This is a genomic window from Mammaliicoccus sp. P-M59, from assembly GCF_022386135.1.
In the GTDB taxonomy this organism is placed as follows: Bacteria; Bacillota; Bacilli; order Staphylococcales; family Staphylococcaceae; genus Mammaliicoccus; species Mammaliicoccus sciuri_A.
This window is the reverse complement of sequence record NZ_JAJNJJ010000004.1, coordinates 167735-183659: the sequence shown is the minus strand read 5'-3', so window position 1 is coordinate 183659 and position 15925 is coordinate 167735. Positions and strand designations below refer to the sequence as shown.

Here is a 15925-nt window from a genome sequence, read left to right as displayed (position 1 = left end):
TAAGAGGAGAGCAACAGCTTAGGCTGTTGCTCTTTTCTTTATAGAGAATGGTGGAAATGTCGGGATGGGAGTGGAAAATATGGACCGATACGAAAAATTACCGGTCCAGAAACAGGAAATATGGACCGATAAAAAAATTTACCGACCCGAAAACGAGATTTACAGGCCGATAAAATAAAATATCGACCCGAAAACGAGATTATCAGGCCGATAAAAAAATTTATCGACCCGAAAACTGGATTTGCAGGCCGATAAAAATAATTATCGACCCGAAAACGGGATTTGCAGACCGATAAAAATAAATATCGACCCGAAAACGGGATTTACAGGCCGATAAAATAAAATATCGACCCGAAAACGAGATTATCAGGCCGATAAAAAAATTTATCGACCCGAAAACGAGCCTACCACCCCATATAACATCACAAACCCCTATAATAATGTATAATTACCTTATTAAAATAATAAGTACTTTTAATGACTTGATGATTAAGCAATAATAGGGGGTATCAACATGGAATATTCAATAAAGAGAATACCTAGCAATGAGGATTTACAAAAGTTATATTTAAGTGTCGGTTGGGATGTATATGTAAAGAATAATGAAGATATGACTGTGCTTTTAAAAAATGCATGTTACTTTGTAACTGTATGGAATCATGATCAATTAGTTGGATTGACTAGAGTTATTAGTGATGACCATTCAATTGCATATGTACAAGATATTCTTATAGATCCTGATTATCAAGGTAACGGAATAGGTAGCAAACTTTTAAATATGATTAAAGAACGATTTAATCATGTTAGACAAGTTGTATTAATGACGGATACATCAGAAAAGACTATCAATTTTTATGAAAAGAATGAGTTATTGTCATTAGATAAGTATGGCTGTACTGCTTTCATGAAGATCAACCAATAGTCCTCCCGCATCCACAACCCCAAAAAACGGACCGACTGTTCTACGTCGGTCCGTTCTCTATTTAAATTACTTAGTATATTTTAATCTTGCGAATGCATCGTGTTGATGTATAGATTCTTCGTTTCGGCATTCGATCTCGAATCCTTGAATCCAATCTAATTCTACTAAATCAGCTGCTACTAATCTAATTAAATCTTCTACAAATCTTGGATTCTCATATGCTCTTTCTGTAACGGCTTTTTCGTCTGTTCGTTTCAAGATTGGGTATAACATTGAACTTGCGTTAGCCTCCATACCGTCTAATACAATATCTTTGTAGTTATCTGGTAGGCTTACTTCTGGATCTAAATCAATTAGGACTGTGATAATACCACGCTGATTATGAGCTGAGTATTCACTAATTTCTTTAGAACATGGGCATAACGTTGTTACAGGTACTTCTATACCTAAAGATTTCTTTGTTATTTTATCTTCTGAAACGGATAAGATATATCTAATATCTGCATGACCGACTGCCTTTTGGTTTGTAACTGGGCTAAAGCGGTTAAAGAACCATTTTGCTGTTACGTCAACTGATGCAGTATTTTGAATCATTGCAGTTTGTAGTGTATTTAATAATGTTGTTAGATGATCGAAATCTAGTTTTACACCGTTATCATAATGTTTTTCAACACTTTCGATAATACGGCTCATATTAATACCTTTTTCGTCTTGATTTAAACTAGTTGAAAATTCGAAGTTTCCAACTGTTTGAAAATCATCAATTCTTACAGGGTAAATTAAGTTCTTAATACCAACATGTTCAATTTCGAACAGGAAATCTTTCTTAGAGCTTTGTAAATCAGGCATCTTTTCTTTTTCAGTTGGCTTTGTACCTTTAATAGGGTCAACTGAACCGAAATATTTCCAGCGCGCTTCACGTGTTGATAAATCTAATTGTGTCATTCACATTGCCTCCACTATCTATTCAATATGATATGTCCAGAAATGTTCTGTCTTCATCCACATATCTTTAGCTGCTTCACCTTCTTGAGTATTTGAAGCAAGGTTTTGTAACATTGGACCTGTTTGAGACGCATGAGCTTTAAGGACTTTCATCTTGCGTTCTTCGTATCCAGTAATATCTATATTAATATCCGGTTCTCCTAAATCGCTGTAAGTGTCATTACTAAATGCCACAAGGTGTAATTTAGGTCTCGCTGATGCTTCCATACGACTGACTGTTCTTACAACTGATTCTGCAGTTGCTTCATGGTCAGGGTGAACGGAATAACCAGGATAGAATGAAATAATCAATGATGGGTTAAGTTCATCTATTAATGATTTTACCATATTATCTAATTCATCTTTAGGTTCAAATTCGATTGTTTTATCTCTATAGCCCATTTTTCTTAAATCTGTGATACCAATCGCTTCAGCTGCTGCATCTAATTCACGTTCTCTTATAAATGGTAAAGATTCACGTGTAGCAAAAGGTGGGTTACCTAGGTTACGGCCCATCTGTCCTAACGTTAAACATGCGTAAGTTACTGGTGTACCATTGTCCACGAACTTACTTAATGTACCTGATGTTCCAAATGCTTCGTCGTCTGGATGTGGAAAAATAACTAATACTTGTCTTTCGTCATTCATTGTATTCACCTCTTAATCCTTGAAAGGATTGCTACTAATTTCTAAAGTTGCAGCAAGTTGTCCTTCATAATTTAGTCCCGCTATTAATAGTTCATTATTTTCAGTTACTTCATAATGTGTTAATCCTTGAACATAAACCCAACCGTTGTTGTCTAATTTTAAACCAACACGATAAGGTTCCTTATTACCACCCGTTAAATGTGCGTGTGTAAAAGTAACTTGAATATTTCTTAAAAATGTACCAGCATTAAATACTTTGCTATCAAAATGGTTTGCATAAGCACCATTTGTTGTTTCTACATGGAGATAAACTGGCTTATTTTCATATTCCGATATTAGTGATTGTACTTGATCTACTTGAATTAATTCCATGCCTTTCACTCCTCATAGTATATACTTTACTATTCTACTAAATTCTTGAGTAAATTTATATACATTCTGCTCACAAGTTATGATTTATTGTCTTGAAGTATGACATCTCTCGTATGCTGATAAAGATTCATATTATCTTGTCGCTCTAACAACATATAACTGACAACATCAATCAAGAAATGTGCTGAAATTTGTGTGTTAATGAATTGTTTATCGTTCACTCTCGTTTGATCAATCGTCATGATGACAATGTCAGAATAAGCAGTCAGTTCACTGCCAGCATAGTTTGTAATCGCAATAACAGTTGCCCCTTGAGATTTCGCAATTTTAGCAGCATTAATCAGTTCTTCTGTCTTGCCACTATTAGAAAAAGCAATTAACGCATCATTTCTATCTAATAGCGAAGCACCAATTTTCATTTGATGCGCATCAGTTACAGAACTTCCAGCTATGCCCATTCTCATCGTTCGATAATAGAATTCAGTTGCCGTTAAACCAGAACTCCCTAAACCTGCAAAAAGTGTTTGTCGACTATTAGTCAAAATATCAATCAGTTGATTAATTTTATCATTAGATATAAATTCACCAGTTTGTTGTATAAGCGTTTGATGATATTCATGGATTCTTTTAATGAGCGGAACGTTTTGAATATCCGTCTTCTCATAAGTTTGTTGAATATTGAACTTCATATCTTGAAAATGTTGATAGTTCAATTTATGACTAAATCTTGTAATGCTAGAAGTTGATACACCAATTGCATAAGCTAAAGAAGTAATTGTTGAAAAATGATCACCAACTGGATGATCGAGTATAAATCTAGCAATCTTTTCATCGGACTTTGTGAAAAGGTATGAAAATTGTTGAATACGATTTTCAAAATTCATGAAGGACACCTCAATTTATAGAATAAATAACATTATAATTGAAAATATTTTTCAAAACAAATAATAAAGTTGACTATAATTTTCATGGTGTTATATTTAGGGTAAATAGGGAGGTAGGTGTTCGAATGAGTAAAATTTTTGATAAAGCACAGCAATTCGGGAAATCATTTATGTTACCCATAGCAATTTTACCTGCAGCAGGGTTGTTATTAGGTATCGGTGGTGCTTTAAGTAATCCAAACACAATTAAAGCATATCCGATTTTAGACGTAGATTTATTACAGTATATATTTATTTTAATGTCATCAGCGGGGAATATCGTTTTTGCGAATTTACCAGTATTATTCGCAATCGGGGTTGCGATAGGCTTGGCAAGAAGAGATAAAGGTACAGCAGGTTTAGCAGCAATGTTAGGATTCTTAATTATGAATGCGACGATGAACGCATTATTAACGATTACGGATAATGTTGCAGCAACAGAAGCATTAGCTAAAGCAGGACAAGGTATGGTACTAGGTATTCAAACTGTCGAAACAGGTGTGTTCGGTGGGATTATCGTCGGTATTATGACTGCCATGCTACACAATAAATATAACAAAATCACATTGCCACCGTTCTTAGGGTTCTTTGGTGGATCTAGATTCGTACCGATTGTAACGTCAATTGCGTCAATCGTACTAGGTGTTATTTTGTTCTTTGTTTGGCCAACGATTCAAGGTTGGATATTCAATGCGGGTGGTCTTGTTAATAAAACAGGTGTCATCGGGACGTTTATTTATGGATTTATATTACGTATGCTTGGGCCATTTGGCTTACATCATATATTCTACTTACCATTCTGGCAAACTGCACTTGGTGGTACGATGGAAATCAACGGGAAAATCATACAAGGGACTCAAAATATCTTCTTCGCACAATTAGGAGATGCAGATTTAACACATTATTATTCAGGTATTTCAAGATACATGTCTGGTCGTTTTATTACAATGATGTTCGGATTACTTGGTGCAGCTTTAGCAATTTACCACACAGCTAAACCAGAGAAGAAAAAAGTAGTAGGTGGCTTAATGCTTTCTGCAGCATTAACATCATTCTTAACAGGTATTACTGAACCACTTGAATTTAGTTTCTTATTCATAGCACCAGTATTATATGTTATCCATGCAATATTTGATGGTTTAGCATTTATGATGGCTGACATATTTAACATCACTGTCGGTCAAACCTTTAGTGGCGGATTCATTGATTATATCCTCTTCGGTGTGTTACAAGGGAATAGTAAGACGAACTATTTATTAGTCATTCCGATTGGTATAGTTTGGTTCTTCTTATACTATGTGACTTTTAGATTTTTAATTACGAAATTTAACTTTAAGACACCAGGACGTGAAGATAGTGAAGCGGTTCAAACTGTTGAAGCAAGTGAACGTGCCGAAACAATTATTAAAGGTTTAGGTGGAAAAGAAAACATAGATACAGTCGATTGTTGCGCAACAAGATTACGTGTAACGATTAATGATGAGCATTTGTTCAACGAAGATCTCATTAAGACGACAGAATCAAGAGGTATCGTCAAAAAAGGAACAGGTATTCAAATCATTTATGGTCCGCATGTTACGACTATAAAAAATGAAGTAGAAGAAGCGTTAGAAAATCAATAAGGAGTGTTTTTATAAATGTTACCACAAGGATTAATCGTGTCATGTCAGGCTTTACCGGATGAACCATTACATTCATCTTTTATTATGAGTAAGATGGCTTTAGCTGCATCTCAAGCAGGTGCTAAAGGTATTAGAGCAAATACGAAAGAAGATATTATTGCTATTAAAGAAGAAGTTGATTTACCGGTAATCGGCATTGTAAAACGTGATTATGAAGGTTCAAAAGTATTTATCACAGCAACTTCAAAAGAAGTCGATGAATTAATTGAAAGTGGTTGTGAAGTTATTGCGTTAGATGCGACGAAACAAGAAAGACCTAAAGAGTCACTTGAAGAACTTGTTTCATATATTAGAGCGCATGCACCAAACGTTGAAATTATGGCAGATGTTTCTGATTTAGAAGAAGCTATTCAGGCCGATAAATTAGGATTTGATTATGTAGGTACAACTTTAAGAGGTTATACAGAATATACAAAAGGTCATGTATTATACGAAAATGATTTTCAATTTTTAAAAGAAGTATTAGACAATGTTAACGCAAAAGTAATCGCAGAAGGAAACGTTATTACACCTGAAATGTTTAAACGTGTAACAGATTTAGGCGTACATTGTACAGTTGTTGGCGGCGCTATTACGAGACCTTTAGAAATAGCGAAAAGATTTATAAAAGAAATAGAGGGATAATTATGCAAATCATGAATTTAGGATCTAAAGAGGAAGCATGCCACTATGTTGCGAATGAGTTATTAAAGCAAATTATTTCAAATAAAAAAAGTGTGCTTGGATTAGCGACTGGTGGAACGATGGTTCGTGTATACGAACAACTTGTGAACTTGATTAGAATTAATGAAATTGATTTGAGTGAAATCACGACATTTAATTTAGATGAATATATTGGTATTGATTATGATCATCCAGAAAGTTACTACACATATATGCATGACGTACTCTTTAATCATTTACCATCTTGGAACGAATCGCGTATACATTTACCAAACGGTTCAGCAGAAGATTTAGAAGCAGAAACGAAACGTTATGAAGCTTTATTAGATCAAGAAGGACCTATAGATGTTCAAATACTTGGTATTGGAGAAAATGGTCATATTGGTTTCAATGAACCAGGCACTTCATTTGATAGTGTGACAAGTATTGTGAATTTAACGGAGTCTACAATAGAAGCGAATAGTAGATATTTTGAAACAATTGAAGAAGTACCAGAACAAGCCATTTCTATGGGTATTCAATCTATTATGAAAGCTAAACGTATAATTCTATTAGCTTATGGACCGAAGAAAGCAGAAGCGATTAAACGATTATTAACAGGTGACATTACAACAGACTTACCAGCATCTGTTTTGTATAATCATCCTAATGTAGAAGTTATACTAGATAATAATGCGTATTTAAGTGAAGAAGAAGACATTTAGAGTAATAAGTCGTAGTAAAAATTCACTTGAATGATGATACTCTTTAAAGTACAATTACAACTGAGATTAGCCTCAAGAAATGGCGGGTGGAATTATTGGAAACAATGCGCATTTCATTTAACGATGAAGCGGTTTTAGATTATTGTAATATAATGGGATATCAGTACTATGAAGAAGTACCTGTTCAATACTTATTAAGCGTACTTCGAGAGTTTAATAGTTTTAAGCCATTTATGAGAAATGATACAAAACTTAAACAAATTAAAAGTGAGTTTGAACAGACAGAACGTATTATGACATTAGAAAATTACATCGCAGAATTAGAATGTTTAAATGAAACAAAAGAGGGAGATAATGCATTTTATCAATATCAAATGACATTATTTAAGAACCGCAAAGAAGTGGCAAAAGTCACAGCGGAATTTAGTATCATGCAATCATAATAGAAAAGCTTTACGCATGTGCATATCGTATTAAATGAAGCCGAGACAAGAAACATTGTCTCGGCTTTTGTTTATATTTGGGGGTTGGTTGTGAGAAATTCATGTGGTGGACTCTTATCGTTAAAAGCAGTTTTGGTTGAAAGTGCAAATAGTGGTGTCGTTATTAGCAGATTTGGGTGAAAGTGCAAATAGTTAGTGCCATGTTTACAGTTGTTACGAGTTTTGTAACTAAGGCGGTCCATAGTAACATTTTGGCTGAGTTTTGTAACTATAGCGGTCCATAGTAACATTTTGGCTGAGTTTTGTAACTATAGCGGTCCATAGTAACATTTCAGCCGAGTTTTGTAATTAAGGCTGTCTATAGTAACATTTCGGCTGAGTTTTGTAACTAAGGCTGTCCTTAATAACACTTTGGCCGACTTTTGTAATTATAGACGTCCTTAGTAACATTTTGGCTGAGTTTTGTAACTAACGCCCCCGTTATGAACAAGTTTAGCGAGAAGTGTTCACAACGCCCTCGTTATGAACAAGTTTGGCGAGAAGTGTTCACAACGCTCCCGCTACCCCCGCTCCCGTCGTTAACCCCAATAGCAACAACCTCCTAGCTTCCCCACAAAAAAATGCCAACAAAGTCTAAGACCTTGTCGACATTATGAAGCTGTACGCACACGCGTACAGCTTTTTATTATACTTCTTCAGTATATACTTCTATTTTTTCGATACGGTTTGAAGCGCCGTGATCTACTGGTCCTACGAAGTCGTTCATTTTCCAACCGTTTTTAATAGCTGATGCTACGAATGCTTTTGCATGTATGATTGCATCTTCTGGTGATTCGCCGTTTGCTAAGTTAGCTGTTGTTGCAGCTGCGAATGTACAACCTGCACCGTGGTTATAACTTGATTGGAATTTATCTGTTGATAATAGGACATGCTTTTGTCCGTCATAGTATAAGTCATAAGCTTTATCTGATTCTAGAGCTTTTCCACCTTTAATGACAACATATTGTGCACCTAGTTCGTGGATTTTTTCTGCTGCTTTTTTCATATCATCAATTGAAGTTAGTTTACCTAAACCTGATAGTTGACCTGCTTCAAATAAATTTGGTGTAACGACTGTTGCTTTTGGTAATAGTTCTTTAATCATTGCATCAGTATTTCCCGGGTTAAGTACTTCGTCTTCACCTTTACATACCATTACAGGGTCAACTACGAAAATTTCAGCGTCTGCTTCGTCATATGTTTGACGTGCACGTTTAATAATTTCTTCAGAACCAAGCATACCTGTTTTAATTGCATCTGGTCCGATTGAAATAGCTGTGTTTAATTGTTTATCTAGTAAATCAAGAGGTAATGGTGTTACGTCATGTGACCATGTTTGTGGGTCCATTGTAACGACTGCTGTTAATGCAACCATTCCATATGTGTCATGCTCTTGGAATGTCTTTAAATCTGCTTGCATTCCAGCTCCAGCACTTGTGTCTGATCCTGCTATTGTTAAGACTTTTTTTAATGCCATTGATGATTCCTCCCAATAATTCATATATTTCATCATATCACGTTTTTTAATTGTAAAAAATAGTTATGACCTTTTCTTGAGTGCTATGTTATCATTTTTATTGAGGTGAATAATATGGATTGGCAACAAATTTTTCATAAAATAAAATCCGAACATGATTTTTCTGAAATGGAGTCATTTTTAGAAGAAGCATATAAAAGTAAGACGATTTATCCTGATAGAGAAAATATTTATCAAGCATTTGATTTAACACCTTTAGATCATGTGAAAGTGGTTATTCTCGGGCAAGATCCTTATCATGGTCCGAATCAAGCGCATGGCTTAGCTTTTTCAGTACAACCAGACGCAAAATTCCCACCTTCATTAAGAAATATTTATAAAGAATTAGAAGACGATATAGGTTGTAAGAGAACGACACCTCACTTGCAAGATTGGGCTAAGGAAGGTGTATTACTTTTAAACACCGTCTTAACAGTAGAAGCACATCAAGCACATTCACATAAAAATATTGGTTGGGAAATATTCACGGATGAAATTATTAAACATGTTTCCAGTGAATTAGAAGATGTTGTTTTTATACTTTGGGGTAAACCTGCACAATCTAAGATCAAGCTTATTGATACAGAACGCCATCATATTATACAATCTGTACATCCAAGTCCATTATCGGCTTATAGAGGATTCTTTGGGTCTAAACCATTTAGTAAGACGAATGAATATCTTATTGCGAGTGGTAAAGAACCCATTAATTGGTGTGGAGGTGACATTTAATGATAAGTAGATCACAATTAATTGCTGCAATAGAAGAAGAACTCGTTGCTGCTGACAATGCTTCAACAAATGAAGTCTTTAATCGCCACATGCATGCCATTCATACGTTAAGTGGATTGGTAGATAAAGAAGACGATTTAACGCACGATATTAAAGTAGAACAAAATATTTCTTCTACACCTAAACCAACACCAAAAGCAAAACCACAAATTTCAGATGAAGAAATTAGAAAAATGGGTGGTAAAGTGCGTAATGAACCATCTGTAAATAAATCAGACAATCAATTAACAACAGATGATGGCATAGGTAACGGAGATTCAATATTTGATTTTTAAATAAGAAAGGGAGATAACAAATGAAATTATTTATTATAATAGGTGCAATTAATGCAATGATCGCTGTAGCAGCAGGTGCATTTGGGGCACATGGTTTAGAAAATAAATTATCGGCTAAATACTTAGATATATGGGGTAAAGCAACAACATACCAAATGTATCATGCACTCGGTTTAATTTTAATTGGTATTATTTCGGGCACAACATCTATCAGTTTAAACATAGCTGGATGGTTAATGACGTTTGGCATAGTATTCTTTAGTGGTTCATTATATATACTTGCTGTAACTCAAATTAAAATACTTGGCGCTATTACACCAATTGGCGGCGTGTTATTTATAGCAAGTTGGTTATTACTCGTAATTGCTGTTTGGAAAATTTAATTAAAGGTTAATTACGTTTCACGAAATTTAAAAAAATAAGGGTGGAACATGTATGGCTAGGAAAAAGAAAGATTTATCAAGAGGAAATTTAGATCAGAACTTATCAGAAAAATTTGTGTGGGCCATTGCTTACGGCTCAAGTATAGGTTGGGGTGCATTTATACTACCAGGTGACTGGATTAGTCAGGCTGGACCATTAGGCGCTTCAATCGGTATATTTATCGGGGCATTATTGATGATTGTTATTGCCGTTAGTTACGGTGCATTAGTTGAAAAGTTCCCAGTATCAGGTGGTGCTTTTGCATTCGGATACTTAGGATTCGGTAAATATGTATCATTCTTCTCATCATGGTTTTTAACTTTTGGATATATTTGTATCGTTGCTTTAAACGCCTCAGCATTTAGTTTGCTTTTTAAATTTATTATGCCGGGATTTTTAGAACAAGGTAAATTATATACAGTAGCAGGTTGGGATGTGTACATAACTGAAATTATACTATCATCACTTATATTGTTAATATTTGCTTGGATAAGTATAAAAGGTTCTAGTTTTTCAGGAAGTCTGCAATATATATTCTGTGTGGTATTAGCAGTTGTTGTTATACTTTTATTTGCAGGATCATTTTTCACGCATGATTTTTCATTCTCAAATCTTAAGCCTGTTGTCAATAATGACATGGGTTGGCTTGCCTCAATCGTTGTAATTCTGGCAGTTGCACCATGGGCATATGTAGGCTTTGATAATATTCCGCAAACCGCAGAAGAATTTAACTTTTCACCAAGTAAGACGTTCAAGTTAATCGTATTTAGTTTGATTGCTTCAGCGCTTACGTATGTGATGATGATACTTTTAACAAGTTGGTTGTTTAAAGATGCATCATCTGTAGGTGGAGATTTATGGGTGACAGGTTCAGTCGTTCAAGAAGCCTTCTCGTTTGTTGGTTTAGCAGTATTAATCGTCGCAATATTGATGGGGATATTCACAGGATTGAACGGATTCTTTATGAGTTCAAGTAGATTGTTATTCTCTATGGGTAGAGCATCTGTTATGCCAAGCGTCTTTAAAAAGTTACACCCAAAATATAATACACCGTATGTAAGTATTATATTTATATTAGTAATGGCACTCGCTGCACCATGGTTAGGTAGAACAGCATTAACATGGATTGTAGATATGTCATCAACAGGTGTTTCAATCGCTTATTTCATAACATGTTTATCAGCATTTAAACTATTTTCATACGATAAACGAAGCATGATGTATCATCCAAAATACAAAACATTTGCGATTATCGGTGCAATTATCGCTGGTATATTCTTAGGTTTATTACTTATCCCAGGATCACCAGCAAGTTTATCATTACCATCTTATATCGCGTTGTTCATTTGGTTAGTGCTTGGTATTGTATTCTTTATGATAAGATACCCATCACTTAAGAAAATGACGAACGATGAGTTAAACTATTTAGTATTAGATAAGACAAAAGAAGAAATGATAGATTTAGAAGCCAAAACAGAAGTGAAAAAATAAATAGATAGTATACCAGACTAGCGAGAGACGTTAGTCTGGTTTTTTATTAGTAATATTTTTCGACTTAAAATAATTGTATAATAATCTTTTTGTGAATTTATTTTATTTCTCATTTATAGAAGGTAGCATTCTTTACTTGAGATAGGTATAATGTTCATCAGTGTTTGAAAACGATTTCTAGATAAAAATATAAGGTTTTAGGGGGAACGATGATGTTACAGTTTGATGCTGTCACAACTTTAGCTATAGCATGTGTCTTACTTTTATTAGGTGAGGGTATTGTAAATAAAGTTTCTATATTGAGACGTCTATGTATTCCTGCGCCAGTAATTGGTGGCTTGTTATTTGCTATTGTAGTTGCTATTTTACAATCATTAAATGTCATTACAATTAAATTAGATTCTGATTTTCTACAGGACTTCTTTATGTTGGCATTCTTTACAACAATAGGTTTAGGTGCGTCATTAAAATTATTAAAACTTGGTGGAAGAGTACTGATTTTATATTTTATTTTTTGCGGAATTTTAGCATTTTGTCAAAATGTAATCGGTGTGTCATTATCTAAAGTGTTAAATATACCACCACTACTTGGCTTAACTGCTGGATCAATGTCCATGGAAGGTGGTCATGGTAATGCAGCGGCATACGGTAAGACATTAGAATCATTAGGTGTAGACTCTGCGGTAACAGCGGCACTTGCTGCAGCGACATTAGGACTTGTTGCAGGTGGATTAATAGGTGGCCCTGTGGTTCGATATTTAATTAAAAAGTTTGATTTGAAACCAGGAGATGCTAAAGATACAGGTATTGATTTTAGCGAAGTGGGATATAACGAGAACTTACATAGTAGAATGAACCCTACAACAGTATTTATTGTTCAATTTACAATTATTGCAGTATGTATGGCGATTGGTACATATATTGGAGATGGATTTACGAATTTAACAGGAATAAATATTCCTGTGTATGTTGGCGCAATGTTTGTCGCAGTTATCATAAGAAACATCTCTGATTACGGAAACTTAAACATTATTGATATGAAAATTACAAACCAAGTAAGTGATGTTTCATTAAGTTTATTCTTATCAATCGCGTTAATGAGTATTAAATTAACAGAAATTTATCAATTAGCGCTGCCGTTAACAATTATTGTATTAGTACAAATTGTATTTATCGTACTATTCTCAGTATTTGTCGTGTTTAGAGGACTAGGTAAAAATTATGATGCAGCAGTTATGATAGGCGGATTTATCGGACATGGACTAGGCGCAACACCAAATGCCATGGCTAACTTAGATGTTATAACTAAAAAATTCGGTGCATCACCAAAAGCTTATTTAGTAGTTCCAGTAGTTGGCGCCTTCCTAATAGATTTACTAGGCGTACCAATTGTTACATTATTCATCAATATATTTAGTTAAATATAGTTGGCAATGAGATTGAGGCTGGGATATTATATTATGTCCCAGCCTTAATTAATATTATGGACCGATACGGAAAATTATCGGTCCAGAAATAAGATTTCCAGGCCGATAAAAATAAATATCGACCCGAAAACAGGATTTCCAGGCCGATAAATAACAATATCGACCCGAAAACGGAATTTGCAGGCCGATAAAATAAATTATCGGCCTGCAAATCAACATCATTAGCACTCAAAATATGAAGAGCCTGGAACTTCACTCAGTTCCAGGCTATTTCTATATTATTTCAATTTGAAGAATGTATCTAATTCATCAATGTTTAATATATTACCTACGTAGAATGCTCCGAAGTCACCATATCTTGCTGATACTTCGTCGAAACGCATTTCATAGATTAATTTTTTGAATTGTAACATGTCATCACTGAATAATGTTACGCCCCATTCGTAATCGTCTAGTCCTACTGAACCTGTAATAAATTGTTTTACTTTACCTGCATAACTACGTCCGATTAAACCGTGTGAGCGCATTAGGCTACGTCTATGATCCATGTCTAACATATACCAGTTGTCTTCGCCGTCACGTCTTTTATCCATTGGGTAGAAACATACGTACTCTGAACGTGGTACTTCTGGATATAATCTTGCTTTAACATGTGGGTTTTCATATGGATCTTCGTTAGAGTCACCTGCAAGATAGTTTGAAAGTTCTACGATTGATACGTATGAATATGTTGGAATTAAGAAGTCGCTAATATCTAACTTGTTAAATTCATTTTCTAAGGCATTTAATTGTTTAACGTCTGGTCTTAAGAACCATAACATTAAATCTGCTTTTTGGCCTGTTATGTTATAGAAAGCATGAGAACCTTCTTTATTATTATGAACTGTTTCCAACGCTTCAAGGAAAGTCTTGAATTCGCTGATCATTGTGTTTCGATCTTCTTCAGGTACAGTTTTTAAGCTTGCCCAATCAATTGCATAAAATAAATGTAAGCTGTACCAACCATCTAATGTTTTTGCTGCTTCGTTCATTTTACTTTCGCTCCTTTTAGAAAAGATATCTTCATTACAAGTCTATCATACTAGATAAGGTTGAAAGGACTCAACTTTTTACATTGTTGTGAAAGAAAGAATACTTAAATGTATTAATTGATATTGATTATCGATTTCAATTATTAGATAATGAAAATAGATTTCCTTTTTAAAATAATTTTACAGGAGTATAAAGTTGTATAAATTAGAAAATGTTTCAAAAAAATATAATGACAATTTTGCTATAAAAGATTTTTCTTTAACGATAGAACCAGGATCTGTTACAGGTATTGTCGGTAAAAGTGGTTCGGGAAAGTCGACGTTACTGAGATTATTGAATTTAATAGAACAACCAACAGAAGGGCGCATTGTTTTTGACGGGAAAGATACAGAAGCATTATCAAAGCGTGTTGTAAGGAAGTATAAAGAAAAAATAGGTATGGTATTTCAAAATTATAATTTGTTGAATAACCTTAATGTTCAGCAAAATATCGCTTTGCCTTTAAAAATTATTAATCAGCAAGATAAAGCAAAAGTAGATGAATTAATAGGGTTTGTAGGGTTAAATGATAAAAAGGATTATTATCCAGCACAATTATCCGGTGGTGAGAAACAACGTGTTGCATTAGCAAGAGCGCTCGTGAGAAACCCGGATATTTTATTGTGTGATGAGGCGACAAGTAGTTTAGATGAACATAACACGGAAATCATCATTAAGATGTTGAAGAAAGTGAATAAAGCATACAACATTACGATTATTTTTGTGACGCATGAATTGAGCGTTGTTAAACAATTATGTGAAAAAGTATGTGTTATGGAGGACGGTCAATTGTTAGAGGTTATGGATAATAAAGTAGTAAGTGTAGAAAGAAATACGAATTCTTATTTAGAGAATGTTAGGCAGAGTTTAGAAGAATGACATTTTTAGAGAAGATAAATTACTACTTACCAGAATTGATTCAGTCCTTACAAGAAACGTGCATTATGTTAGGTTATTCCATGCTCATCACTTTACTAGTTGGGCTACCTCTAGGCATCGCATTATTTTTATCAAACCCAAGTATTAAAGCGTTAAATATCAATTATTATTGGTCATTTAATTTCTTAATTACATTTATACGTTCATTCCCGTACTTATTATTTGTAATCAGTTTAATCCCACTTACACGTATGATATTAGGGAGTGCGTTTGGGCCATATCCATCGATTATCCCTTTAAGTATTGTAGGTATCGCGATATTTTCAAGATTGGTTGAGCAAGTATTATTAGATATTCCTGGTGATATTAAAGTCTTGGCAGAATCTCTAGGTGCCTCAACATATAAATATATTTGGAATTTCATATTAGTTGAATCACGTAGCGGCATTATATTGGCATATACAACGACGACAGTAAGCATGGTGTCTTATTCAACAGTCATGGGTATTGTTGGCGGTGGAGGAATAGGTGATTTCGCAATCAGATACGGTTACCAAAGTTATGAAAATGAAATCATGTATTTCTCAATCATCATCATCATTATCAGTGTATTTATCATACAAATGTTAGGAAACTTTATAGCTCAAAAAATAGATAAAAGAAAGTAGTGT

The 15925-nt window shown here is 34.2% G+C and carries 18 protein-coding genes; 12 read left to right on the top strand and 6 right to left on the bottom strand.

Going from position 1 to position 15925, the window contains the following annotated elements; all coding sequences use genetic code 11:
- Positions 1–514 precede the first annotated feature (514 nt).
- On the top strand, positions 515–922 hold the full coding sequence (locus tag LQ617_RS08470; RefSeq protein ID WP_204188312.1) for a GNAT family N-acetyltransferase: 408 nt from the start codon (positions 515–517) through the stop codon (positions 920–922).
- A 66-nt stretch (positions 923–988) separates the two neighbouring features.
- On the opposite strand, the gene folE2 is transcribed toward LQ617_RS08470, so the two are convergent.
- The 4 genes from folE2 to LQ617_RS08450 all read right to left on the bottom strand — a co-directional run bounded on the left by folE2 (position 989) and on the right by LQ617_RS08450 (position 3810).
- A complete protein-coding gene (gene folE2, locus LQ617_RS08465; protein WP_037589935.1) occupies positions 989–1867 on the bottom strand; it encodes a GTP cyclohydrolase FolE2 in 879 nt (292 codons plus the stop codon).
- Positions 1868–1885: 18 nt separating this feature from the next.
- A complete protein-coding gene (gene bshB2, locus LQ617_RS08460; RefSeq protein WP_037589936.1) occupies positions 1886–2554 on the bottom strand; it encodes a bacillithiol biosynthesis deacetylase BshB2 in 669 nt (222 codons plus the stop codon).
- 12 nt (positions 2555–2566) lie between these two features.
- Positions 2567–2926 (bottom strand): YojF family protein, encoded by a 360-nt coding sequence (locus LQ617_RS08455; protein ID WP_025904884.1) that lies wholly within the window; start codon positions 2924–2926, stop codon positions 2567–2569.
- Between the two features lie 77 nt (positions 2927–3003).
- Positions 3004–3810 (bottom strand): MurR/RpiR family transcriptional regulator, encoded by an 807-nt coding sequence (locus LQ617_RS08450; protein ID WP_037589937.1) that lies wholly within the window; start codon positions 3808–3810, stop codon positions 3004–3006.
- 125 nt (positions 3811–3935) lie between these two features.
- Here LQ617_RS08450 and LQ617_RS08445 point away from each other — a divergent pair, with 125 nt between their 5' ends.
- The 4 genes from LQ617_RS08445 (at position 3936) to LQ617_RS08430 (ending at position 7341) form a co-directional block, all read left to right on the top strand.
- The gene (locus LQ617_RS08445; RefSeq protein ID WP_239740174.1) at positions 3936–5471 is read left to right on the top strand and encodes a PTS transporter subunit EIIC; all 1536 of its coding nucleotides are present in this window, start codon (positions 3936–3938) and stop codon (positions 5469–5471) included.
- Positions 5472–5486: 15 nt separating this feature from the next.
- Positions 5487–6155 (top strand): N-acetylmannosamine-6-phosphate 2-epimerase, encoded by a 669-nt coding sequence (locus LQ617_RS08440; RefSeq protein ID WP_204188314.1) that lies wholly within the window; start codon positions 5487–5489, stop codon positions 6153–6155.
- Between the two features lie 2 nt (positions 6156–6157).
- Positions 6158–6898: a glucosamine-6-phosphate deaminase gene (gene nagB, locus LQ617_RS08435; protein WP_126476312.1), complete on the top strand. Its 741-nt coding sequence runs from the start codon at positions 6158–6160 to the stop codon at positions 6896–6898.
- 104 nt (positions 6899–7002) lie between these two features.
- On the top strand, positions 7003–7341 hold the full coding sequence (locus tag LQ617_RS08430) for a hypothetical protein (protein ID WP_232157687.1): 339 nt from the start codon (positions 7003–7005) through the stop codon (positions 7339–7341).
- A gap of 685 nt (positions 7342–8026) precedes the next feature.
- Here LQ617_RS08430 and thiD read toward each other — a convergent pair.
- The gene (gene thiD / locus LQ617_RS08425) at positions 8027–8857 is read right to left on the bottom strand and encodes a bifunctional hydroxymethylpyrimidine kinase/phosphomethylpyrimidine kinase (protein ID WP_025904890.1); all 831 of its coding nucleotides are present in this window, start codon (positions 8855–8857) and stop codon (positions 8027–8029) included.
- A 114-nt stretch (positions 8858–8971) separates the two neighbouring features.
- On the opposite strand from thiD, the gene LQ617_RS08420 reads away from it, so the two are divergent.
- The 5 genes from LQ617_RS08420 to gltS all read left to right on the top strand — a co-directional run bounded on the left by LQ617_RS08420 (position 8972) and on the right by gltS (position 13298).
- A complete protein-coding gene (locus tag LQ617_RS08420) occupies positions 8972–9628 on the top strand; it encodes a uracil-DNA glycosylase (RefSeq protein ID WP_103361275.1) in 657 nt (218 codons plus the stop codon).
- A complete protein-coding gene (locus LQ617_RS08415; protein WP_159316115.1) occupies positions 9628–9963 on the top strand; it encodes a DUF5327 family protein in 336 nt (111 codons plus the stop codon). Before LQ617_RS08420 ends, LQ617_RS08415 begins: the two co-directional genes overlap by 1 nt.
- Positions 9964–9983: 20 nt before the next feature.
- Positions 9984–10346, top strand: coding sequence for a DUF423 domain-containing protein (locus LQ617_RS08410; RefSeq protein WP_206166504.1), 363 nt, complete (start codon positions 9984–9986; stop codon positions 10344–10346).
- A gap of 52 nt (positions 10347–10398) precedes the next feature.
- Complete coding sequence (locus LQ617_RS08405; protein WP_037589944.1) at positions 10399–11877, top strand: APC family permease; 1479 nt, start codon at positions 10399–10401, stop codon at positions 11875–11877.
- 212 nt (positions 11878–12089) lie between these two features.
- Complete coding sequence (gltS, locus tag LQ617_RS08400) at positions 12090–13298, top strand: sodium/glutamate symporter (RefSeq protein WP_037589945.1); 1209 nt, start codon at positions 12090–12092, stop codon at positions 13296–13298.
- A gap of 284 nt (positions 13299–13582) precedes the next feature.
- Here the strand turns inward: gltS and hemQ are convergent, their stop codons facing one another.
- A complete protein-coding gene (hemQ, locus tag LQ617_RS08395) occupies positions 13583–14335 on the bottom strand; it encodes a hydrogen peroxide-dependent heme synthase (RefSeq protein ID WP_037589946.1) in 753 nt (250 codons plus the stop codon).
- A gap of 196 nt (positions 14336–14531) precedes the next feature.
- On the opposite strand from hemQ, the gene LQ617_RS08390 reads away from it, so the two are divergent.
- Together LQ617_RS08390 and emtB are read left to right on the top strand one after the other, a co-directional pair.
- Positions 14532–15254, top strand: coding sequence for an ATP-binding cassette domain-containing protein (locus tag LQ617_RS08390; protein WP_049319465.1), 723 nt, complete (start codon positions 14532–14534; stop codon positions 15252–15254).
- The gene (gene emtB / locus LQ617_RS08385) at positions 15251–15922 is read left to right on the top strand and encodes a metal ABC transporter permease EmtB (protein WP_232180166.1); all 672 of its coding nucleotides are present in this window, start codon (positions 15251–15253) and stop codon (positions 15920–15922) included. The genes LQ617_RS08390 and emtB overlap by 4 nt, the downstream gene beginning before the upstream one ends.
- Positions 15923–15925: the final 3 nt, after the last annotated feature.

Coding starts and splice junctions, on each gene's coding strand:
- thiD (WP_025904890.1), bottom strand. CDS start 8,857: ATGGCATTAAAAAAAGTCTTAACAATAGCAGGATCAGACACAAGTGCT.
- LQ617_RS08420 (WP_103361275.1), top strand. CDS start 8,972: ATGGATTGGCAACAAATTTTTCATAAAATAAAATCCGAACATGATTTT.
- LQ617_RS08455 (WP_025904884.1), bottom strand. CDS start 2,926: ATGGAATTAATTCAAGTAGATCAAGTACAATCACTAATATCGGAATAT.
- folE2 (WP_037589935.1), bottom strand. CDS start 1,867: ATGACACAATTAGATTTATCAACACGTGAAGCGCGCTGGAAATATTTC.
- bshB2 (WP_037589936.1), bottom strand. CDS start 2,554: ATGAATGACGAAAGACAAGTATTAGTTATTTTTCCACATCCAGACGAC.
- LQ617_RS08470 (WP_204188312.1), top strand. CDS start 515: ATGGAATATTCAATAAAGAGAATACCTAGCAATGAGGATTTACAAAAG.
- LQ617_RS08410 (WP_206166504.1), top strand. CDS start 9,984: ATGAAATTATTTATTATAATAGGTGCAATTAATGCAATGATCGCTGTA.
- LQ617_RS08405 (WP_037589944.1), top strand. CDS start 10,399: ATGGCTAGGAAAAAGAAAGATTTATCAAGAGGAAATTTAGATCAGAAC.
- LQ617_RS08430 (WP_232157687.1), top strand. CDS start 7,003: ATGCGCATTTCATTTAACGATGAAGCGGTTTTAGATTATTGTAATATA.
- hemQ (WP_037589946.1), bottom strand. CDS start 14,335: ATGAACGAAGCAGCAAAAACATTAGATGGTTGGTACAGCTTACATTTA.
- LQ617_RS08440 (WP_204188314.1), top strand. CDS start 5,487: ATGTTACCACAAGGATTAATCGTGTCATGTCAGGCTTTACCGGATGAA.
- LQ617_RS08445 (WP_239740174.1), top strand. CDS start 3,936: ATGAGTAAAATTTTTGATAAAGCACAGCAATTCGGGAAATCATTTATG.
- LQ617_RS08450 (WP_037589937.1), bottom strand. CDS start 3,810: ATGAATTTTGAAAATCGTATTCAACAATTTTCATACCTTTTCACAAAG.
- nagB (WP_126476312.1), top strand. CDS start 6,158: ATGCAAATCATGAATTTAGGATCTAAAGAGGAAGCATGCCACTATGTT.
- LQ617_RS08415 (WP_159316115.1), top strand. CDS start 9,628: ATGATAAGTAGATCACAATTAATTGCTGCAATAGAAGAAGAACTCGTT.
- gltS (WP_037589945.1), top strand. CDS start 12,090: ATGTTACAGTTTGATGCTGTCACAACTTTAGCTATAGCATGTGTCTTA.
- emtB (WP_232180166.1), top strand. CDS start 15,251: ATGACATTTTTAGAGAAGATAAATTACTACTTACCAGAATTGATTCAG.